This is a genomic window from Shewanella halifaxensis HAW-EB4 (assembly GCF_000019185.1).
Classification (GTDB): domain Bacteria; phylum Pseudomonadota; class Gammaproteobacteria; order Enterobacterales; family Shewanellaceae; genus Shewanella; species Shewanella halifaxensis.
In genome coordinates, this window is sequence record NC_010334.1 from 1,558,632 (window position 1) to 1,580,870 (window position 22,239).

Below are 22,239 nucleotides of genomic sequence, written 5' to 3' on the forward strand. Positions count from 1 at the left end.
ATAGTCGTACGCGACAAGGAGCACTGTTGGTGAAGAAGCTTACTGTGGTACTGCTCATGTTGGTCGCTCAGTCTGCGGCCTTTGCGAGTGAAGAGTATGAGATTGGACCTGACTCTTATGATGAGAGTAACGACGAGTGGAGCTATTTAATTGCCTTTCCGATGGTTTGGGCACCAGATATCTCAGGTTCAATTTCAGCAGACTCAGAACGAGTAGATATTGATGTGCCGTTTAAAAATATCATCGATAACCTTAACTTTGGTGTTATTGGGGAGCTTTACGCCCAAAAAGGCGATTGGCTCTATAGCCTTAGGGTTAATTACTTAAGGATTAAAAGTGACACTCAAACGGAGGGACTAACAGGACCTATTACAGGCGGTATTATCTCTCCGGGACACAATATCGAAACCGATATGCATCTCGCGGTTAATGACTTTCTCGCGGGTTATGAGGTTACGCCGGGTCTACGCTTATTTACCGGCGTACGTCATGTTTTTAGTAAAATTGATCTGAATATTAAGCCACTGAGCGATGATGGGCTGATTCATATTAACGCTAATGTTCCCATTGCCGATGAGCACCTTTTCGATTGGCTAGTTGGCGTGACCTACCGATATTGGGTTTCAGAGTCCTGGGGGCTTTCGGTGGGCGCCGATACAAAAATCTATGGTGATAATGACAGAGACTACGGCTTTAATGCTGCGGCGTTATACCGTTTTGGCGATCTGCATAACGTATGGATAGGTTATCGTTATCTGCAAATCGGTAATGATAGCGAGGTCGATGGAGTTAAGTATGAGATGGACTTTATCGAGAAAGGCCCGCAGATAGGGTGGGCCTTCAGCTTTTAACATTAACAAGATTGGGCTTAACGATTAGCTACAACACAAAGCTGTAGCTGAGCACACCATAGCCATGCCACTTATTCGGATCAGGCTCATATTCTGGCGTGTAAATTTCAAAGCTCCAGCTCACTGACCAAGTGGGAAATGCCCAAATAACCCCAGCACTCGCCTTCGCTTGTTGGTGCTTTATCTGCACATAGGAGTCATAGGGAACGTCTCCGTCAATGGTGAGATCATTAAAACGATACCCAGCCTGGGCGCGAGCATATACACTCCAACTACCATTTTTACGTGCCACAGCACTATATTGACCGAAATGTCCTGCATGGCTGCTTAACTGGCCAAATGAATCTGCCAAATCATCTCCCCAGCGAAGGGTAAAGCCTAGATTCGCTTCAGAACGAAAGTTTCCCAGCATGGTATGACCGTAACCACTTAGCTCCCATTGACTGTCATAGGTTACCTCTCGACGAAACGCCAATGCATCCACCTCATAAGCGAGCTGCAGAGTCAGTTGATTTTCAACTTGATATTGCCAGCCTTTTGGAGGGGTGGAAGGGGTGATTTTATGCACCAACTCCTGCATGGCTTGAGCGCCAGATGCAGGGCCTATCACGCCGATGCTAAACCAATTCTTTTGTGCCAAGTTAGCGCTATAGCTGCCGGTGAAGCTTTCCAGTTCGAGAATACCAGCGTAGGGGCGATCATAGGGCTGGGTATAATCATGTTCAATCTCACTCGGGGTCCACATTCTTTGATAAACCTTTGCCCCCCATTGCACTGTCTTGTTAGGGTCTGAAAAGCGCAACCCTTTTTGCCAGCTAAATGGCCAAGGTGCTAGCGTAAAATCAGCTCGAGGAAGCGCCTGCCAACCGAAGACGAAACCATTGGAATAGTCGCCATCTTGGCCAATTACCACATCGTTATCAAAGCTAAAGTGCCACTGATCGGCCAAGGTTGGGAAGGAGGTACAGATAAGCAGGCTCGCCAAGCTTGCTCTGCTGAGCGATAGGGGATTCGATAAGAAGGTCAATGGGCGACTCCTCAAAGGTCAGGAATGTATGATTTCAGGCTAAGATCTACATAACACCAACGAGTCCAGCATAGCCCTAAACGGCCTTAAGGTGCAAATCTATTAGTACTAGTTTGGATAAGCCCTTGGTGACAACCCTGTTGTGTCGAATCCCCCCTAGGCGTAACGACCTAGCGACTCGCCCACTAGATTTACTCCCTTTATTTTAAGGTTTCAGTTTGCTGATGATATTGGCCAGCTTGATTTAATAGCAAGATAGGGTCACAAGCCTGCAGCTCCCGTAAGATATAGGAAATTTGAAATGCATTAGTTTTTCTATTGAAAGATTTTGTGGGTTTGTCTGGTTTATATACAAAATAGTTGTTGAAATCTTGCTTGAATAGGCGTAAATTCGCGCTCCCTTTGAGCTAGTCGCTCTATATTTGTATATGAAATCAGAAGCTTTTTAGATGAATTGTTTTTTTAAGCACTGCTGCATGCAGCAAAATGAAATGTTAAAACAGAGCTGTTCTTTAGATAGAAAAAATGATGTTAGTCAAACATGCTTATACCATTTCAGTGTTAGCAATATCGTTGAGCGAAAGGGAACACTTTGTGGCGTAGAGATTAAGTCTAGTTGGCTAGAGTTACAATTAACGTCTCGTCCATTACCGCAACATTACCTCGCTCATATCAATGAATATAAGAGAATGCTAGCCACGCTTAGCGTTCGATTAGAGCAAGACAGCAACATTAGTCAGCATAATAAACAGCTGTTCTTAGCCGTTGAGCGAATATTTTTATTAGACTCAGAGGTCATTAAGGCCTTGCTGGGATTGGCCACGGCGTTACGCCGCCTCGAAATGACGCTGGTGATAATACTCAATAATGATGGTGAAGAGTTGAGCCAATATACCTCTCATATTAAGTATCTACTGAGAGACGCTGGAGTTAAGTTTTGCTTGGTCTGTAAATTTGATGACAATTTAAAGACCGTCTATCCGTTTGATTTTTTGATGTTCGACAGTAAAAGCCTCGAAGTCGCAATAGAGAAACAACAAGATAATGAGATCGTTGACTCTCTGTTTACCATGAGAGAGAGAGGGTTCACTCTTATACTAACTGGGATTGCTGATGCCGCAGCCTACAGTGTGGGGCTCGCATTACCGTTCAGTAGCTTTCAATCGGTGAAGGCGTAAGGGATGCTCAACCGTGTGTTGAATACAAAGAATCTCCCTTGGCTGGTTGCTGCTGCCTTAATGTTGTGTGCCGTGATCTCTTACATTTTTACTCTGTATGAGATCTACACAAGGCTCGAAACTAGGGTTAATGACTTTGATAGCTTTTACAGTCAGCGCCTAGAGAGTGCTAATCGGAGCTTAGTGGCTATCGAGCAGGAGCTACAAGGCTTAACTGTTGATACCTGTTCGCAAGAGGTTGTTGATGTACTTAAAGGTCAGCTGTTAACTTCGGATAACCAAGTTATTGTTTGGGTTAGGTTTACTGGTGGGCAGCTTGTCTGTTCGGCGCTTGGCATTTCTCAGTTACCACAGCCACAATATTATAATGTGATTGGTTCTATGGAAAATGGACTACACATTTATCAAGAGGTGGATAGTCGTAACCTTAATGCAAAGAAACCTATCTATGTGGGACGACACACTGAGCAGTATCAGTTGTTTATCGCAATAGATCTCTTACCTTATATCGAGGATAAGTTAGATAATTGCTCAGATTGCGGTATGTTTAGTATCCAGCTTGATAATCAATATGAACTATTCGAAATTAAAAGCAGTGATCTATATTGGGGGACTTTGAAATACAGCTCTGAAATTACCGGGCTAACATATCGATTCTCTCTTAATTTATATACAAAGGCGTTACTGTGGTTTGGCTACTTTATCGCTGTCATTGCTTTTTTTAGTATGCTCTTTGTTGGATGGCAGCTGTTAAAAGGAGTAATAAGGCAATATTACTGGCATAGATTGTTTACTACTGCACTGAATAAAAAGGATTTTTATTTATCTTATCAACCTGTTGTCGATACTGAAAACTTAGACTGCTTCGGTGTTGAGGCACTATTAAGGTGGTCGTGTCGAGATGGAACCACTCGGAGTACCTGCGACTTCATTGGGTCACTAGAACGAGATCCTATTATGCCAGAGGTTACTCGTTGGGTTGTTAAAACAGCGCTAACAGAGCTTAGAGAGTTGCTGGATGCGAATGTTATTCGCTGGTGCAGTATTAATGTCAGTGCAATGGAAATAGAGCAGGGGCAGATGCTACTGTTTTTAAATGATCTAGTGGAACAAGGCTACCCCGTTGAGTACTTGAGTTTTGAGTTAACCGAGCGGGTTCCGATTAGTAATTGGCAGCAGCTTAAACAGTTCATTCAACTCTGCCAAGAATTAGGTTGTAAGATTAAGCTCGATGATGTCGGTACTGGTTATGGCGGGAGCTTATGTCTACAAAACTTGGACTTTGACTACCTTAAAATCGATCAACAATTTGTTGGCCACTTAGGGACTCCACAAAGCAAGCTTTCTCTAATCGAGTCATATATTGCGATTGCGAAAGAGTTGAATATTAAGGTCATCGCAGAGGGCGTAGAAACCCAAGAGCAGGCAGAGATATTGAGAACACTCGGGGTTAACTTACATCAGGGCTGGCTTTATTCAAGGGCATTACCAGTTAAGGAGCTTAGTGCTTACCTAAAGTGATTTATCTCCCCTCTATACAAAAAACCTTAGTACAATCGTGCTAAGGCATTTGTTTTTTATTCCTGCATCGTAGCGTGGCTAAAGATAAGAAAGTGTCAGTTTTTGAAGATGGTGCAGGATCACTTTGTTGCCTTGAAAATTTGCATAAATGATGGTGGCTGCTGGATATCAATGGGAACATTGAGCTTTCTTGCTACGTCGTTGGCCGAGATTAGCCCGCGGATATGGTGCAACTCATGGTCGATAACCAGGATATGGTGTAGGCCATTTTCTTGCAGGGCGCGGACAATATCACTGACTTTAGCTGTCGAGACTTGATGGTAGTCTAACGCCATTAAAGCTTCACGCGGAACCATCACATCGGTGACTTGTAAGTCTTTGATATTGCTTGAACGTTGGTTCGCTAACTTTATCATTTTGCTATCGGATAGCTCGTACTTAGTTACAACCCCAAGAAATCGATTACCTTTATCGACAACAAGGCGCATAAAAGCATGAGTTTTTTCCATGATGTCGGCAGTATCTACTGCGCCAGTCGATGAATCCACCGCCATAGGCTGAGAGTGATCAAAATCAGTAAAGATGGATAGGGCAGACGAGTCTAGCTTGGCGGCATATCCGCTGGTTGACCACATAAGATGGTCGATAGAAGCTGTGCTAAATAATTCAAGATTTCTCATTAGAATACCCCATGAATGTAATGGCTGAACGAGATGACAGAATGTGATCTTGGTTCCATATTTATAAGCTAGTCCTGATGCGTAGGCAGGTCAATAAGTATGAATTACATTTAATTTTAGTTAAGCTTTTGAGCGATTTATTATAATTTAGATGCTTGCTCTGATTGTTTTTGTCTCGGGTTTCACACTCCTGTGTCGACTTTTTCTATTTGTTTTTGAATTTTAACTAGTTTTAGCTTGTCTATTGTTTGTGTAAAGTTTGAGCATTAAGTTAAATTTTTTTGCAAAAGGAAGTGAATAGAGTATGAATTCAACTATAGAGGCTATTTTACAGCACCGTTCGATCAGGCATTTTACCGAGCAAAAAATTGAAGATGAAAAATTAGAGTTGATTCTGCGTTGTGCCAATGCCGCATCAAGCTCAAGTTTCATGCAATGTTGCAGTATTATTAGAGTCAGCTTGCCAGATGTAAGGGCCAAGCTAGCGGAGCTTGCTGGAGGGCAAACCTATGTGGAGTCTGCTTCTGAGTTTCTGGTGTTTTGTGCTGACTTTAATCGCCATCAACAGATCCACCCTGATGCTCAACTCGGATTTACCGAACAGACCCTGATTGGGGCGATTGATACTGGGATCATGGGGCAAAATGCGTTGCTCGCCGCAGAATCTCTTGGTTTAGGCGGCGTCTATATTGGCGGGATCCGTAATAACCCGCAGCAAGTTACCGAGCTGCTTGGCTTACCAAAGCATGTACTACCGTTATTTGGTATGTGCTTAGGTTATAGTGCCAAACTCCCCGAAGTTAAACCTCGTTTGCCATTGAGTATCGTGGTGCATCAAGAACGCTATCAAAACCTCGATAAGCAAGAACTTGAGCAGTACGATCAGCATATAAAAATGTATTATGCCAGCAGAAGCCGTAACAACAGGCAGACATCTTGGTCAGAGCAAATTACGGCGACCTTAAATAAGGAATCTAGACCCTTTATGCAAGGTTATATTGAGGGACAAGGGTTCAGCCTTAAGTAAGTCACTTACAGGAGTCAAAGGATTAGGCTTTGATAAGCACATTAATATTAGGTTGTGCTACTTTGGTGAGACTGAATAGTTTTGTTACAGAAACTATTATATAAACTTGTCTTTTAGCGGTTAATGATTGCTGGTGTGAATTTTTGGCCTGTATTTTGGCTAAACTAGATGCATATTCACTATGGAATCTAGGATAACAAAATGAAACGTCTTACTTTATCTATCGCCTTAATTGCCTTCTCTGCTCATAGTTACGCTTTAGAGTTAACGAGTACAGATATCAATGAGGGGCAGTTGATGTCGTCAAAGTTTGAGTACAATGGTATGGGCTGCAGCGGTGGTAACCTTTCGCCTCAGTTGAGTTGGAGTGATGTGCCTAAAGGGACTGAAAGTTTTGCGATTACCGCATTTGACCCCGATGCACCAACTGGAAGTGGCTGGTGGCATTGGACCGTACTCAATATTCCTGCAACAACCACATCGTTAGCTCAAGGCGCTTCAGGAAAGTTAAAAGTGGGACACGAAACCAGAACCGATTACGGTAAGCCGGGTTATGGTGGAGTCTGTCCGCCAGAGGGGGATGGAATGCATCGCTACCAATTTACTATTTGGGCACTTCCTGAGGCTAAAATTGATCTGCCAACGGATATTTCTCCAGCAGTAGTGGGATTCACCCTCAATAAAATGGCACTAGATAAGGCGGTATTGACTGCCACTTATGTACGTTAGTCATTAAAGTATTTAGCTAAATATGATCGTTAGAGGAGAGTAAGATTGGCATCATTGGTTCAGATTGACCGTTTCTATGGTCAGAAATCACAGCCTTTACGGAATGTACCTGTGTATACGCCGAGTATTATTGCGGTGACATCTGGAGTGAAAACTCTGCTTTGGCAGGGGGAAACGCTAACATTCGACCGTAACCATTGGCTACTTGCCTCTTCCGCTCAGGAGCTTACCTTTGTTAATGAGCCTTATCAGAACAGGTTTCAGTCAGTTCAGCTCTCATTTTTATCGCAGCCATCTGAAAGGGTTTTAAAGCAGATGGCTAAACCTGAAACCACCTCAACACCGCTGCTTTCGCCACCGACTCTAACCGTGAGTGATAGTCTTAACTTTGCGTTTACACAACTTGTCGCTATGTCAGAACAAAGATTAAGCCCAGCAGTGCAGCAATGCTATCTAGATGCCTTCTATCTGCATCTCAATGAGTTAGGAGTGTTATCAAAACTTTTTGAGAGTGATGTACTTACACTAAGGGAAAAGGTGAGCCGTTACTTGTCGGCTGACCCATCCGCCAGCCATACGATTGAGCTGACTTGCTCTCACTTCGCCATGAGCCAAGCAACCTTAATACGGCGGTTAAACAAAGAAGGAAGCTCATTTAGAGTGATCCTCGCAGGGGTGAGGATGCTGCATGCTATCGGTATCGTGCAGTCCTTAAGCGCTCGTAATGGTGTGCCACTCTCACAATTAGAGTTAGCAATCCGCTGTGGTTATCAATCTGAAGCTCGATTTAGCCAACGTTTCAAAAGTCAGTTTGGAATTTCATTGAAACAATATATGAAAACGATCACTGGCTGAAAATCCATTAAAACAATGACCTAATTTCACCCCATTCAAAATGGGCTTTATTTAGCCATAAATATAGCTCACAACTCTAGTGCTAGTATGAATATCGACTATACTGAATAATGAAAAGCGTATTTTAGACAGTGACAGCCTTTGTAAGTAGTAAGTAGAAAAGTCGGCTAGTGGATGTGTAAGTGTTAGTAGGTATAAGCTAGCGGCTGTGTAGGCAAAAGGTCATGGCTCTAAGAGCAGCAACCGCGTAAGTTTCTGGGCTTACAGCGCGGTCAACGAGGGATATAGCATAACCCTGTGTGACAGTTAGCTACCCCGACGCGCTTTTCACTCATCTCTGAGGCTCGCTTTTTAGCGAGCTTTTTTATTGCCCCATCTAGGTAGATAGTGACGCAGCCTTGAAAAGGTTTCTCTCTCACTTAAATACTTTCCTATCGTTTATACGATTGGTATTAGGCACGATCTGATGTGCTTTTTAACTCGAGCGTTGCGATAAAGCCTCGCAGCTATTTTTGTGCACATTTGTTAAATGAGCAAACTGAGGGTAGCTGAACTTAAACTAAGCGTATCATTTGTAATTAACTTGTGTGCTTAAGCCAATCCGAGGTGGATGAAACTGATACCTTGATCATATCGGATAAATTGCAAATTGAAGTGTGCTCACAGGATGGCGGTTTGAACCTAGCTGATATTCAAAATATTGATTATAATATGTCTTTGAAATGCGAGTCATATTGATAGTCATTTTTACAAGTGGCGTATCAAGTATGGCTCAGTAGATTACTTATTAAAGAGAATATACCATGAGCGCAATTCCACCATGCCCAAAATGTGAGTCTGAATATGTATACGAAGACGGCTCAAATCTAGTTTGCCCAGAATGTGCTCATGAATGGAATCCGAACGAAGTTATCGTTGATCCAGATGCAATCATCTTAAAAGATGCAGTGGGTAACCTATTAGCTGAAGAAGACAAAGTGACGCTAATCAAAGACCTTAAGGTAAAAGGTTCATCACTAGTTCTTAAAGTGGGTACTAAAGCAGTTATCAAGCGTTTCGTAGATGCTGACCACGATATCGATTGCAAAGTTGATGGTCACGGCCAGATGATGCTTAAGTCTAAGTTTGTAAGAAAACAGAACTAATCGAACTGCCAAGCAGTTAGAAGCGTTTTGATGTAAAAGAAAACCTGCCTAGTGCAGGTTTTTTTGTGGCTGCTTAGCTGTGTTCCTTATGCCAGCTTCGCGGAGTTATACCGAATTGACGTTGAAATGCACGCGAAAATGCAACACTCCCGCTATACCCCACCTCTAAGCATACCGATTTGATGGGAGCTCCCTTCAGCAGTAACTTTTTGGCTAACAGTAGCCGTGACTCGGTGACGTAGTTAAGTGGTGGCTGTCCTATTACGTGATGAAATAGCGCCGCAAATCTAGCACGTGACATACCAACTTGGTTAGCTAACTCCTCAATCGTCCATGGATAATCTAGCTGTTTATGGATCAGTTCAATAGCTTTGGAAAGTTTAGGTTCAGATAACGCTGATAAGACTCCCTCTTGACATATTTTGTTTTCAACTAAATGACGGAGCACCAGTAACAACAGCAGATCAAGTAGTGTTGAGATGATAGCTGCTTGAGCAAAACGTGAGGTAAAAGCTTCGTCAAATAACATATTTATTGTATTGGATAGACTATCTAACTCGGAAAGAGGGAGAACGATAGCATCGGGTAGAGCTCGGTATAGTGGCGAATCTTTAAAGCTTAAGTTAGCACATACTACATCGCAACCTTCTAGAGTTTGGGGCTGAAGACGATGAGCTTTTCCTTTGGGATAAATGATGAGTGTTGGCTCGTTGATTTTATATGTTAAGCCATGCTCTTCGAATAGAGCCATTTCACCTGTGCGAACTAAGTGTAGTACTCCACCAGTAGGGTGCTCTGCACTTGAAGAACTTCCACATAAATTACCTGAGAAGAATAAGTTCGCTTTTGGTTCTGCGTGAGATATTAATGCGGATAAGGTATCCATTTGAGACTCTGAGTATGTATATCTAGATTAATAGTGATAAATCGTATTGTTGAGAGTGTCAATATCAATAACGTAAATTCACTTAATCAAAGGAGCTCAGCATGAGCCGTATTCTTCCAGTTTCAAACCCACAAGGTGATGTTGCGACGACGCTATCTGCAATTAAAAGTAAGTTAGGAATGGTACCTAACCTTTACGCGACAGTTGGTCACTCACCAACGGTGCTTAATGCGTATCTTACATTTAGTGATGCTTTATCCAAAGGACGTTTAAGTACGAAACAACGAGAGTTAATAGCTTTGGCTATAGCTCAGGTAAACCAGTGTCAGTACTGCTTATCTGCTCATAGCCTTATTGCTGGTAGTACAGGGTTAGGTGAGAAAAATATTAAGGAAGCAAGAGAAGGTAAGGCTGATAATGCGCTGGATCAAGCACTGATTACCTTAGCCGTAGATTTGGTTGAGCAGCGCGGTGAACTCACTACAGAACAATTAGATATAGCTAATAAAAATGGAGTTGATAGCGAGTTGATCTTTGAAGTGCTAGCCCTAGTGACGGCTAATATATTTACCAATTATGCAAACCACTTAGCGCAAACAGATATTGATTTCCCGTTAGTTAGTCTTACTGTTTGATATTGAAAGGAGTTATTTATGCAGCAAGAAAAAGGTTACTTGGTAAGTCTAGTAGGTGTTGTATTGACGTTATTATGGATTGGCGTATTTAAGTTTACTCCAACTGAAGCAGAAGCAATTAGACCGTTGGTTGAAAGTCATCCGTTAATGAATTGGATGTTCAGTATTTTTAGCGTACAAAGTGTATCAAATCTAATTGGTATTACTGAGATTATAGTTGCTATAGGAATGGTTGTTGGTATCTGGAAACCAAAAGTGGGTTATTGGAGCGGCCTAGCTGCAATAGTTATCTTCATTACTACACTGAGCTTTCTTTTTACTTTATCAGGAGTTTGGAAAATAGTTGATGGTGTCCCTGTTACTGAGTTTTTTATATTTAAAGATGTTGTCTTTTTAGGCGTTGCTTGGCTTAGTGTCGAGAGGAGTAGGCACTTAATTCAAGCTAGTAAACCTTAGAGCTATTAGGAAGATTATTTGTAGAAGCGCTCACATTAGTGAGCGTTTTCTTACATGAGAATATGTTGACTGTTAATTATAGAAGTGATGATATCACCTCTAATCAGGTGGCCAAATTCACTGCACCACTACAAAGTCTTAGATGAGTTCATTTTATCGAGAATCGGGGGGGGGGGGGGGAGAATTTATATTTTAAAGGCTTCAACCGGAAATGAGGAAGCTAAGAATTCATGTGAAGAATTAAGGTTTAGTTTGAAGACAGACTTGTGAAACATATTAACGAGACGGTAACTAAATAGTAGTAGCACAGAATCGGTTACCCCCTCATTTAAACATACGAAAGACATCAAAAATACACTTACTCTAGCTGATAAAGCATTATAAATAGCTAAACAGAGTGGGCGAACCGTGTTTGCGTTAACTAAGTTATTTTGCTATCTAGTTAACCATATAATGTATTAGATCCCGACTAGATCTGACATATCAACTTGATTAGTTGAGAGTTACCCGTTTTGATAGAAGGTGTCTAATCTTTAATCAAAACAAAAAAGGTAACTCTCATGTTGCATACTAACAATCCAATCATTAAACACAAAGCTGGTTTGCTTAATCTAGCCGAAGAGCTCGGTAATGTTTCTAGAGCTTGTAAAGTTATGGGCGTATCAAGAGATACATTTTACCGTTATCAGGAGCTTGTTGAGGACGGTGGGATAGATGCGTTAATCGAAAAGACCCGAAGAACACCAAACCTTAAAAATAGAGTCGACGAAGCAACTGAACAATCGGTGATTCAATACGCTATAGACTTCCCCGCACACGGCCAACACCGAACCAGTAATGAGCTACGCAAGTTAGGTGTTTTTGTTTCAGGCAGTGGCGTTCGTTAAATCTGGCTTCGTTACAATTTAGAGAACTTTAAAAAGCGACTTAAAGCGTTAGAAGAAAAAGTCACTCGCGAAAGGATAATTTTGTCTGGTGCTCAAGTTGCCGCTCTTGAAAATAAGAAGCATGATGATGAAGCCTGCGGTGAGATAGAAACCCACCACCCAGACTATCTTGGGTCTCAAGATACTTTTTATGTTGGTAACCTAAAAGGAGTGGGTCTGTTGTTACCAATAGACCTTCGTAGATAGCTATAGCAAGGTGGCGTTTGCTAAGCTCTATACGACGAAAACACCGATCACCGCGGCAGATATGCTCAACGATAAAGTTCTACCTTATTTCGAACAACACGAGCTTCCTATGCTACGAATACTGACAGATAGGGGGACGGAATACTGTGGCCGAGTGAGCAGCATGATTATCAGTTGTACCTAGTAATAAATGATATCGATCATACAAAAAATAAGGCAATGTCACCGCAAACTAACGGTATTTGCGAACGGTTCCATAAAACAATCTTGAATGAGTTTTATCAGGTGACCTTCCGTAAAAAGCTGTATGACAGTCTAGAAGGCTTGCAGAAAGATCTGAACGAATGGATGAATTACTACAACAATGATCGAACCCATCAAGGGAAAATATGCTGTGGTCGAACACCACTTGAAACATTACTCGATGGGAAACAGGTTTGGGCGGATAAAAACTTAGCTCAAATCTAAGCTGACAGATACCTTCAAAAAACGGGTAACTGTCAGATAAAGTCTGAGCTACTACACATATAACTATGATTAACTAGTTGGTTTTATTATTCTTTTAACGTAAGTACATTGTAACAGAACTAGTTTAAACGCTCTGTTTACAGTGTTTCAATATGGTATAGTACATTTTAGCAGTAAATTCTTGCTGCATCTTTTCATAAGTTGTAACTAAGTAATAAGAGGGAGGTTTATGTTCTGGGATCTCTATATCGAAAGGTTGAATTAACCGTCCATTATTCAACTCTTTCTGTACTAATATGCTATTAACATAGGCAATCCCGCCACCTTGCTTTGCAGCTTCAATAGATTGGATTGAGTTCTGAAAGGTAATTTTTTGTTGTGTGAAATTGTTACTTAATAAATTTAGTCTTTGCAATACAATATCCCATTGCACTAGCCGATTATTGGTATAGATAAGTGTACTTTTATCGATAGTTTCTTGATCAAAGTGTTGGCCTTTGTCTTTGAGATAGTCAGGATGACAAACAGGGATCATGGTCTCATCAAACAAATGAACCGAGTACATATTTTCCCATGTATCATAACCGTATCTAATCGCCAGATCTAAGTCTGATTTAGATAACTCTAAAAAGTCTAACGTGTCAATAAATTCGATGTTACTATTGATGTTCGATTTAGCGTCATTCATTAATACTGGTAACAACCAGTTCTTAAGTAAAGATGGTGGTACAGCGATTCTAATCTGTGGTCTTTTCCCTTCAATTCCAAGATCAATGGTTGCCTCCTCGATATTCTTGAGGATTATAGAGATCCGAGAGTAATATCTAATACCATAGCTCGATAATTGTATTTGTCTATTTCCTCTAATGAATAGAGGTTTTCCAATAAACTCTTCTAGTTTGTTTATTTGATGGCTTACAGCTCCCGGTGTCACATTTTGTTCAGCAGCAGCCAATTTAAAACTTTGAAAACGTGCAACTGATTCAAAGTAAATAATGGATTTTATTGGTGGAAGTATTCTCATTTATTTGTTCCTTTTAAATATACAAACTTTCAGTCTAGTTAAACTAAGTTGTCAGTTTACATTTATTAGTCAATGTAATTGCTCTGCCGGTTTAGTTATTTTTATACGATTAAAATAACTAAACTAACAACACACTTAATCTAAATCTTTCGTTTGTCAGTTTACTTTATTTGATTTCATGTGTGATAATTATTTGTTTAAATGTAATAAGTGTTGTTTAGATCTCATTATTAACTTGGTTTTCATTTATTATATTCCAAAAATAAATACTACTAAAGTAGTAAGTGCTGCGAGACTGATTATATTTGATTATTCTATTTTCTTGTTTTAATTTATTGATGAAATAATTGGGTGTGTAGGACAGTATTGTTAGAAATGATGAAAGAGGCCACAATGTCAATGAGCCTATGTTTAGTTAAAATCTGGCAGAAGATAGTGCAGATGGAGTTAGCTGGTATTAGGAGGGGACTTTTCTGCTGCAAGAAGTGAAGGTGGACATACCGCAACTAGCTTCGAGTTCTACAAGACAATTCAGGTTCATTAGATATGAAAGTAGAAACAGAAAATAAACTATTAAAGGTAGTTTGGCGAAGAGTGGTTAAATTGCAGGTGCTACCGTAAAGGCACAGAACTCAGGGCTTCGATTTATAGTTGTACCACTATTTATTATATTGGTTAGAGCTAGAGAGGGGGCAGACTAGTTGCATAATACTGAACTCTCCTACTTGGAGAGCCTAAGGCAATGCTGGAGATGGTATTGAATTAACTAAGACATAGGAACAAAGATGGATGAGCAGAAACAGAGATAAACATTCTCAGTTGTAGCTAATAGTGTTTTGTTCATCAGTAGGACATTGAGATTTTTTGCTAAACTAAGGAAAGAGTTTCTTTTAAGCTATGAGGCCTAGATATAAAATATCTAATGTGGATATTTATAGAAATGAAATTTATCCATCTGTTGAGTTGATAAGGTATATAACATAGCTATTTTGAAAGTGGATATTAAAAAATGACTAAAAAAACGTTTGGGTTTAGCTTAATTGAATTAGTAGTAGTTTTAGTTATTTTAGGAGTGCTATCGGTTATAGTCATACCAAGGTTTATTAATTTACATCGTGATGCGAAGATTGCTACGTTAAAAGCGACTAAAGGTTCTATAGAAAGTGCATTTGATATGTTCTCCGTTAAAGTTGATTTGCCTAGGTCTAATTTAACACGATGTTCAGCAAATTTGCAAAACACTTTAAATTGTATTGTGATTAATGGGATTGAAATAGCTTATACAAAAAGTGATAAATACCCAGTATTTAATCCGTATAGAGATTCGATAAATCAGTTGTGGACTATTATGAATATTGATGTAAATAATGACGTGGGTGGGCCATATAACGGAAAGTTAAATTATGAAGATGATTATGATGGAGTCGCTACGACAAATGGTTTTTGGATCTTCCCCTCGATTGACGGTGGTTATACAGATATAGACGGATACAAATGCAAGATACATTATAGGCCATATGGGCATACACATAATTCAACTAACAGAAGTGAAGTTGTATTGGAAATCGAAGATTGTTAGTCCTGTGTGTTCAAATGCAATGTCATAGTTGTCATAGGGCTTTGTTACTTTATCGTGTTTAAGAGTAAATACATTCCTGATGGTAAGTTTATTTTCCTGAAACAATAAAAATCATTCTTATTTTGAATAGATATAGGCAGTTTATAGATTAAATAGGAAGGTGTGTTCTAGATGTATTATAATGTTTATCAACCAGTTTATTATAAAGATGAAATCTTCTCATATGAAGTTCTGCTAAGAAAGAATGGAGTGGAGAACATTTCTGAGCACATAACAACAATTGTAAATAAATCATTATTTGATTACGAATGTATCGTTAGAACTGTTTTGGAAAATAAAGATAAAGAGGTATTGTTGTTTGTTAATATTCACCCTGAGTCGTTACTTAATAGTCTTTTTGTAGAACACTTGCTTAAAATGAAAGATGTTTTTTCTTGGGTATATTTTGAACTAATTGAGTCTGAAATAAAAAGTTGTGATGTAGAAACTATCAAGGAAAACATGTATGTTCTCCGTCATCAAGGTGCAAAATTTGCTCTTGATGACTTCGGAGCAAATTTTTCCAATATAGAACGGTTAATAAATTTTGAATTTGAATTTGTTAAAGTTGATGCTTGCTTTATTCGAAATATAAGTCATAGCTACTTCTCTTTTTCTATCTTAATTGGAGTTTTAAACTCAATAACGAATAGTTTTCCAGATTCAAATATTGTTATTGAGGGTATTGAGACAAAGAAACAGCATCAGGTAGTAAATGCTATTGAAATTTATTTAAAGAAAACTTTACTAAGACAAGGATATTATTATGGTTATCCTGAAAGAGATATTGGTATGTCGGTTAAAGAAATTTCATTACAATTACTCCAAATAGGAAATCAAAGTAAAAAGGCATTTTTTTGGCGTAATCTATATCTCGATATAATTAGTGATGATAGTGATGATAGTGATGATAGTGATGATAGTGATGATAGTGATCATGAGATAATAAATCTATTGTCACATGCTGAAAAAGGTGCGTTTTCTGAAGTATTAATGAAAATTGATTCAATGGATGCATTGTTTTTATTGAAAAATAGTTGTGGTGATATCTTATATCATAATAAATCGAATAGAGTGATGCTTGGTACCGATAAATTTGAACTTAGTCAGCGGGAAGTTTTGAATTTGAATTCAAATTATGCAAACTGTGTTGATTCAGATAAATATTTTTTAAACTCTAAAAAGATACAGTCTCAAGTTAGCGAAGTATTTGATGGCGAACATTTTGATGTTTATAGAATCAATATTTCAGATGATAACTCGCAGATGATATCTATCATAACTAAGGGTGTAGAACCAATTAATATTGATTATTTAACTGGTTTTTTTACTCGGCATGATTTCAGTAAGTATACATGGGCAAAAAGTGTTACGTTTATAGATTTAGATAATTTAAAGCGGTTAAATGATAAACATGGGTATGACTATGCTGATGAGATGATTTTGAGATTTTCTGCTGCATTAAAAGAACATGTAAGGTCAAGTGATTTGATTGTTCGATATGGTGGAGACGAATTCATAATCTTCCATGATACAGAAGATGTTAATGCTATAACTAAAAGGTTGCATATGATAAATGTTTTTTTGAAAGGTAGCATTCAATTTTCATTTGGAACGAGCATAGTAAATACAAGTTTATTAAATACAATATCTTTAGCGTCAGGAGTAATGCAGAAAATGAAAAGGAGAAGAAAACAAAATGAATGTCTTATCTAAGGTCTACTTTGAACATATTTCAGAAAATTATTTAATTGTAATGAATATTGACAGACTTAATCCGATTGATATGAATATTATAATAGAAGAAATTTATTCCTCATTAGAGCATTTTAAGTATATGGATGCCAACGTTATCATTTTAACCAAGTATAAACACTTGCTTACGCATCCCTTTGCTATTTTTAATCAGGAGAAACCGACAGATTTTAATTATGTATGTATTACTAATTCGAAAAGGGTTGTTCAGCATTTATCATATTATGATAAAAGTTTATCATTTATGTTTAGCGAAATCATTAGAAGTTTAAACGCGATAACTATCATTGATAAGAAAGGGGTTTTATGCCCAGCAAATTGGCATCCCGGAGAACCGGTTATTAATCCAAAGGAATGGTCTGAACTTGAAAATAAGCTTGGTACAGTTAACTAATATACTTATATATGACGTTTGTTAAAAGTTTATTCTAATTCGTTTTTTATGAGTTTTACATGGTCAATGTTTATTAAAGGTAAATTTAATGCAGAGTGTCAAGTTTAAATTGAGGTTAATGGTTTTTTTGTCATTATTCACTTTAACTACAGTAGGTATTTTTTCAGTGTACAGTATGAAAAAATCAGCTGAAAGTATTCAGCTCCTGTATGATGTGAATATAAAAAGTATCAACATATCTAGTGAAGTCATAGAGTTAATTGGTGTTGCTAGAAGTTCATTGTTGTTATCATTTCAACATGATCCAGCAAATGTGTTCTCATCATTACATGACCACCCAATATCAAGCCATTTAGATTTAATTTCAGATTCTTTGAATCGAATCGATGATTTGGTTGAGCTCTTGAAAAATAACAACCTAAGTGATGTGCAGTCTGGAATGATTAATGATCTAATGACTAATCTTCATAAGTTGAATGAAAGTGGATTTAAACTAGCTGTGAATGAAATTATTGGAGGTGATTATTATGCTGCAAATGAGTTGTTAATCAAATATATTAATATGGAGTCTGAAATTGTTACGGGAATAGCAAAGTCATTCCACTCATCAATTTTAAAAGATTCAGAGTATTTGTACAATATGACTGAACAACGTATTTGGAATAGTGTCTATGTTGTTTTGTTCAGTTTTTTTATTGGGATTGTATTGATCTATAGCCTATCAAGATTAATTACTGGGCGAGTAAACAGTGCATTGGAAGGGATCTATGTAGTAACAAATAATGTTACTAAAGGAGATTTGACTCAAAGAGTGATACTTAAGGGAGAAGATGAGTTTACAGAGATTTCAAATAATATAAATATGGTAGTTGAATCTTTTCAAAAAATAATTTTGGACATCAATAGGAATGCTATTCATCTTAATGAAACCGCTGAAGAGAGTTCTTTAGTAACTATGACAACAAAACAAAATGTAATTACTCAGCAAGATCAAATTCAAATGCTTGCAACGGCTATGCATGAATTTACTTGTACAGTACAAGAGGTTGCTAATAGTACAGCTCAAGCTGCTGATTCTTCAATTATTGCTGGATTATCAGTGACTGAAGGAAAGGTTGTTGTTGAAGATACTATATCAATGATTTGTGATTTAAATATTGGAATTACAAAGACAAGTGAACTTATTACTGAACTTTCGATTAGAATAGATAAAATCGGGTCAGTATTAGAAGTTATTGGTAGTATTTCGGAACAAACAAATTTACTTGCTTTAAATGCAGCTATTGAAGCTGCAAGGGCGGGAGAAGCAGGTAGGGGCTTTGCTGTAGTGGCTGACGAGGTCAGGACATTAGCAAACCGAACTCAGCAATCCACAGAAGTAATTAAGGCCGTAGTAACAGAGTTGCATGACTTTAGTAACGATTCAGTTAGCAATATGACTACAAGTTTTAATCTAGCAAAAGAAACAGCAGATAAAGCAAGAATGGCTGGTATAGCATTGGAAAGAATTAGTGAAAGTGTAGAGCAAATTAATGCGATGAATATTCAGATTGCCTCTGCAACTGAGGAACAAACAGTTGTTACTCGTGAAATTGATATCAATGTAAATAGAATAAATGATATATCAAATGAAACTTCAGTAGGAGCAGAGAAAAGTAGTGCTATAACATTAGAACTGTCTGGGTTAATAGAAGTTATTAAAAAGAATGTTGAAAAGTTTAATTGCTGATAACGCTGTTAGTATTGAAATAGCTAGAGGTTAATTCACAACTGTCGACAGTGTACTATAAAGTTATTGTTTAATGTTAACTGTTTAATTCTGAAGTTTTGAAGTCTTATTGTTTTCTACTTTATTTATCATGAGGTCATTCTGTGGTTAAGGTAATGCGTTACTATTTACTATTGTTATTGATACTTACCGATAAAGTGATTGCGTTTGAACTTGTTAATGATGTAACGTATTTTCCATCTGTAGTCCAAGGGCATCATGGCAATAGTAAGTATTCATGCGATGGTATTGATTCATTTCAATTTGAACAAAATGGTTCTTCAAAGATTTACGGAACTTTGGATAAAGATCTAATGTTTTGCAGTAACAATATAGGCCACGGATTGCCAAGTAATGGCTGTGATACCTCTTTAGAAGGTTATAGAACCTGTTCTGTAACTGGAGTTGATATTAAAGGTATCGATTTAACTGGTGAAAATGAATTTAAATACAGTTCGGTAAGTGATGGTCAAATTCACTCATGTTCGAGTGGGCAAAATGTTATCTTAGGTTTAAATGAACAGACCGAGTTTAGTAGAGTTACACTTTATAGTCCATGTGTAGTTACTTTTTCATCAAATCATAGCGAGTATAGAGTCAAAGATGTTGAAATGGGTGGCGGGGCGAAAATTGTTTTGTCTTCTGGAGACTACTATTTTGAGAGTCTTACTTTAAATAGAGGAGCTAATATTGTAGCTCTTGGTGATGTGCGTATTTTTGTTAAGTCTAAAGTAAATATTACAGATGCTAAAGTCAATGAATCTGAAATCGATAATTTTATATTGCTCGGATATGATGATATTAATGTTAATGGTGATTCTTACGTAAAGGGTAAGCTTTATAGTGATAAACATGTTTACCTCAATGGTTCAAGCTTCATAGAAGGACGTGTAACTAGTCGTTACTTAAGAATGAATGGTAATAGTGTTATTAATCAAAAAAAACAAATACAAAAAAGTCACTTTAGAATCAGTTTTAATTCTGGAGCATTAAGCTGTACTTCGAAATTTATTTCTGTGCAGGCTTGTGCAAATGATAATTGTAGCTCACAGCTAACAGAATCAGCCTTTGTTACCCTGACGAAAAACGGTGCAAATTACAGCGAAGAGACGTTTACGGGTAGTACTAGTACTGAGGTTTGGCACCCACAAGGTGGCCTGGTTACCCTAGGCTTGGGGGTGACCGTACCTAGTGCAGACTACAGTTGTTATATCGATGGTAGACTCGTCACCAATGCTCAATGTCAGCTCAACTTTGAAGATAGCGGCATCTATTTTGATATTGATGATTCAACGGCTTGTAAAAACTCCAACAACTTTGAGTTATTTGCGGTTAAGAAAGATCAAGTTACCCAGCAATGTGTACCGTTATTTGCTAATAAAACTAAGCCTATTTCGATGGTGTTTAACTATATTACGCCAGATGCCGCGGGGATCAACGAGGCTGCCAAGTTAACCATCAATAGTCTCAATACACCTAATGCCAGTAAAGTGATCGATGGCGGCTCAAGTGAGGTGCTTCAAGTTCACTTCGATGCCAATGGTAAAGCGCTGCTCAATGTGAACTACCCTGAAGCGGGTAAGGTGGAGCTTGCGGCAATCTTGACTGAAACGATTAGCTCTACCGATGGTAGCACCAGTGAAACCTTGATACTCGAACATAGTGATCAATTTGTGGCTAAAGCCGATGGCTTCCATTTCTTTAATGATTCTGGGCGTGATGGCTGTACGGGGGCAAGTTGCGAGCTGTTTGCCAAGGCAGGCGCTGATTTTAAGATGAACGTAAAGGCGGTTTGTGGTGTCGATGACGGCACGGCTTATAAAGATCGAGTGCCACTTAAAAACTTCCAATTAACAGATTTAAAAATTAAACCTGTACTACAAGCGCCATTAGTCTCGAATGGAGATATTAAAGATGGCAGTCTTGGTGGGCTAGGGCTAACCAGTTTGAGCTTCACTAAGGCTAACAGTGCACCGCTAAGACTGACGGATCAGACATACTTTGAAGTGGGGGCTATGAGTGTTGCACTCGATGGTGAGCTGAATTACCTAGGAGCCTCGATCCCTGAAACCCACTCAAGTAGCGAGATCTTTGGGCGCTTTTCTCCATATTACTTAACCGTGACGGCTAACACTTCTCATCCTGCGGCGCAGTGTGGCAGCTTTACCTATATGGATCAGCCGTTCGGTTTCTCTACCGGTGAAGAACCAACCCTGTCTATCATAGGTAAGAGCAAGAGCGGGGCAATCACCAACAACTACCAAGTTGGTGATTGGTGGCGTTATCATGGCAAGCAGTGGCTAGAACGCAGCTATAGTGATACTTCTGGCGCAACCTCAGCGGATGGCGCAGCCTTGCTGATTGTGGATGAGTCCCCAATTTCCGGCACTGTGGAATACTATCTGGTTAATGGGACTAATAGTGTGCAACGGGCTTACCTAAGCGGTGCACAGCTGCATTACGGCCGCACTGCATCGCTGGCGACTCCCTTTAATGGTCAGTTTGACTTAGAACTATCAAAGGCTGATGTGACAGATAAGGATGGTATTTGTTATCAAGACAGCGCCGATGCAGCCTGTATTGGCTTTACCTTTGACGATATCGCTAAAGGCGATGTTTTTGCGCTGCGTTACGGGCGGTTTGTGATGCAAAATGCTTATGGCCCATCGTCGGAAGAGCTGCGTCTGGAGGTCGGAACCCAATATGTTGGGGCTAGCGGCGAGTGGCTCACCAATTCAGAAGATAACTGTTCTGTGTTCGATACTACCAGTGCGACAGAGTCTGCTGATGCAGGTTTATACCTTAAACCTGAGCCAGGTTTGGAAGCTGTACAGGGGTTCACTCAGCCAGTAGAGGGAGGTCAATTTGGTTACATCGGGCTAGGCAAGAGTTTAATCTATTTCCCTGCGCCTAATACGGGTGGTGAGGTAATCTTACAGCAACATGTGAGTAAATGGCTAAAGTTTTATTGGAATTATAATGCCGTTGGTGATTTACAAGATCCTCGTGGCACTGCTCATTTTGGCACTTATCGTGGCCATGACAGGATTATTTCTTGGCGAGAAGTTTATTAAGGTGTTTGATGGTCC

General features: G+C 39.0%; 18 protein-coding genes and 1 pseudogene. 15 read left to right on the forward strand and 4 right to left on the reverse strand.

Going from position 1 to position 22,239, the window contains the following annotated elements:
- Positions 1-29: 29 nt before the first annotated feature.
- Entirely contained in the window at positions 30-851 is an 822-nt protein-coding gene (locus SHAL_RS06560; protein ID WP_012276387.1) for a hypothetical protein, read from the forward strand.
- Between the two features lie 28 nt (positions 852-879).
- Here the strand turns inward: SHAL_RS06560 and SHAL_RS06565 are convergent, their stop codons facing one another.
- Positions 880-1,878 (reverse strand): lipid A deacylase LpxR family protein, encoded by a 999-nt coding sequence (locus SHAL_RS06565; RefSeq protein ID WP_012276388.1) that lies wholly within the window; start codon positions 1,876-1,878, stop codon positions 880-882.
- A 476-nt stretch (positions 1,879-2,354) separates the two neighbouring features.
- Here SHAL_RS06565 and SHAL_RS06570 point away from each other — a divergent pair, with 476 nt between their 5' ends.
- Positions 2,355-3,056: a hypothetical protein gene (locus SHAL_RS06570; RefSeq protein WP_223296246.1), complete on the forward strand. Its 702-nt coding sequence runs from the start codon at positions 2,355-2,357 to the stop codon at positions 3,054-3,056.
- Between the two features lie 15 nt (positions 3,057-3,071).
- On the forward strand, positions 3,072-4,577 hold the full coding sequence (locus SHAL_RS06575) for an EAL domain-containing protein (protein WP_223296247.1): 1,506 nt from the start codon (positions 3,072-3,074) through the stop codon (positions 4,575-4,577).
- A 119-nt stretch (positions 4,578-4,696) separates the two neighbouring features.
- Here the strand turns inward: SHAL_RS06575 and SHAL_RS06580 are convergent, their stop codons facing one another.
- A complete protein-coding gene (locus SHAL_RS06580) occupies positions 4,697-5,257 on the reverse strand; it encodes a CBS domain-containing protein (protein WP_012276391.1) in 561 nt (186 codons plus the stop codon).
- 304 nt (positions 5,258-5,561) lie between these two features.
- Here SHAL_RS06580 and nfsA point away from each other — a divergent pair, with 304 nt between their 5' ends.
- The 4 genes from nfsA to SHAL_RS06600 all read left to right on the forward strand — a co-directional run bounded on the left by nfsA (position 5,562) and on the right by SHAL_RS06600 (position 9,013).
- Positions 5,562-6,284 carry an oxygen-insensitive NADPH nitroreductase gene (gene nfsA / locus SHAL_RS06585; RefSeq protein ID WP_012276392.1) on the forward strand — a complete coding sequence of 241 codons (723 nt, stop codon included), beginning with the start codon at positions 5,562-5,564 and terminating at the stop codon, positions 6,282-6,284.
- Between the two features lie 201 nt (positions 6,285-6,485).
- Positions 6,486-7,013 (forward strand): YbhB/YbcL family Raf kinase inhibitor-like protein, encoded by a 528-nt coding sequence (locus SHAL_RS06590; RefSeq protein WP_012276393.1) that lies wholly within the window; start codon positions 6,486-6,488, stop codon positions 7,011-7,013.
- Positions 7,014-7,058: 45 nt separating this feature from the next.
- Complete coding sequence (locus SHAL_RS06595) at positions 7,059-7,868, forward strand: helix-turn-helix domain-containing protein (protein WP_012276394.1); 810 nt, start codon at positions 7,059-7,061, stop codon at positions 7,866-7,868.
- Between the two features lie 803 nt (positions 7,869-8,671).
- A complete protein-coding gene (locus SHAL_RS06600) occupies positions 8,672-9,013 on the forward strand; it encodes a zinc ribbon domain-containing protein YjdM (RefSeq protein ID WP_012276395.1) in 342 nt (113 codons plus the stop codon).
- A 73-nt stretch (positions 9,014-9,086) separates the two neighbouring features.
- On the opposite strand, the gene SHAL_RS06605 is transcribed toward SHAL_RS06600, so the two are convergent.
- Positions 9,087-9,899 carry an AraC family transcriptional regulator gene (locus SHAL_RS06605; protein ID WP_012276396.1) on the reverse strand — a complete coding sequence of 271 codons (813 nt, stop codon included), beginning with the start codon at positions 9,897-9,899 and terminating at the stop codon, positions 9,087-9,089.
- A gap of 101 nt (positions 9,900-10,000) precedes the next feature.
- Here SHAL_RS06605 and SHAL_RS06610 point away from each other — a divergent pair, with 101 nt between their 5' ends.
- The 3 genes and pseudogenes from SHAL_RS06610 to SHAL_RS22530 all read left to right on the forward strand — a co-directional run bounded on the left by SHAL_RS06610 (position 10,001) and on the right by SHAL_RS22530 (position 12,591).
- Complete coding sequence (locus tag SHAL_RS06610) at positions 10,001-10,534, forward strand: carboxymuconolactone decarboxylase family protein (RefSeq protein WP_012276397.1); 534 nt, start codon at positions 10,001-10,003, stop codon at positions 10,532-10,534.
- A gap of 18 nt (positions 10,535-10,552) precedes the next feature.
- Positions 10,553-10,990 carry a DUF417 family protein gene (locus SHAL_RS06615; protein ID WP_012276398.1) on the forward strand — a complete coding sequence of 146 codons (438 nt, stop codon included), beginning with the start codon at positions 10,553-10,555 and terminating at the stop codon, positions 10,988-10,990.
- Between the two features lie 560 nt (positions 10,991-11,550).
- A pseudogene (locus tag SHAL_RS22530) lies at positions 11,551-12,591 on the forward strand (IS481 family transposase).
- Positions 12,592-12,715: 124 nt separating this feature from the next.
- On the opposite strand, the gene SHAL_RS06635 reads toward SHAL_RS22530, so the two are convergent.
- The gene (locus SHAL_RS06635) at positions 12,716-13,615 is read right to left on the reverse strand and encodes a LysR substrate-binding domain-containing protein (RefSeq protein WP_012276400.1); all 900 of its coding nucleotides are present in this window, start codon (positions 13,613-13,615) and stop codon (positions 12,716-12,718) included.
- Between the two features lie 1,009 nt (positions 13,616-14,624).
- Between SHAL_RS06635 and SHAL_RS23605 the strand changes: the two genes are divergently transcribed.
- From SHAL_RS23605 to SHAL_RS06660, 5 genes are all read left to right on the forward strand, one after another.
- Positions 14,625-15,194, forward strand: coding sequence for a prepilin-type N-terminal cleavage/methylation domain-containing protein (locus SHAL_RS23605; RefSeq protein WP_012276401.1), 570 nt, complete (start codon positions 14,625-14,627; stop codon positions 15,192-15,194).
- A gap of 171 nt (positions 15,195-15,365) precedes the next feature.
- The gene (locus SHAL_RS06645; protein ID WP_012276402.1) at positions 15,366-16,949 is read left to right on the forward strand and encodes a GGDEF domain-containing protein; all 1,584 of its coding nucleotides are present in this window, start codon (positions 15,366-15,368) and stop codon (positions 16,947-16,949) included.
- Positions 16,933-17,382 (forward strand): hypothetical protein, encoded by a 450-nt coding sequence (locus SHAL_RS06650; RefSeq protein WP_041415879.1) that lies wholly within the window; start codon positions 16,933-16,935, stop codon positions 17,380-17,382. The genes SHAL_RS06645 and SHAL_RS06650 overlap by 17 nt, the downstream gene beginning before the upstream one ends.
- A 175-nt stretch (positions 17,383-17,557) precedes the next feature.
- Positions 17,558-19,111: a methyl-accepting chemotaxis protein gene (locus SHAL_RS06655; protein WP_190273625.1), complete on the forward strand. Its 1,554-nt coding sequence runs from the start codon at positions 17,558-17,560 to the stop codon at positions 19,109-19,111.
- 155 nt (positions 19,112-19,266) lie between these two features.
- Positions 19,267-22,224, forward strand: a complete 2,958-nt coding sequence (locus SHAL_RS06660; RefSeq protein WP_223296248.1) for a DUF6701 domain-containing protein — start codon at positions 19,267-19,269, stop codon at positions 22,222-22,224.
- Positions 22,225-22,239: the final 15 nt, after the last annotated feature.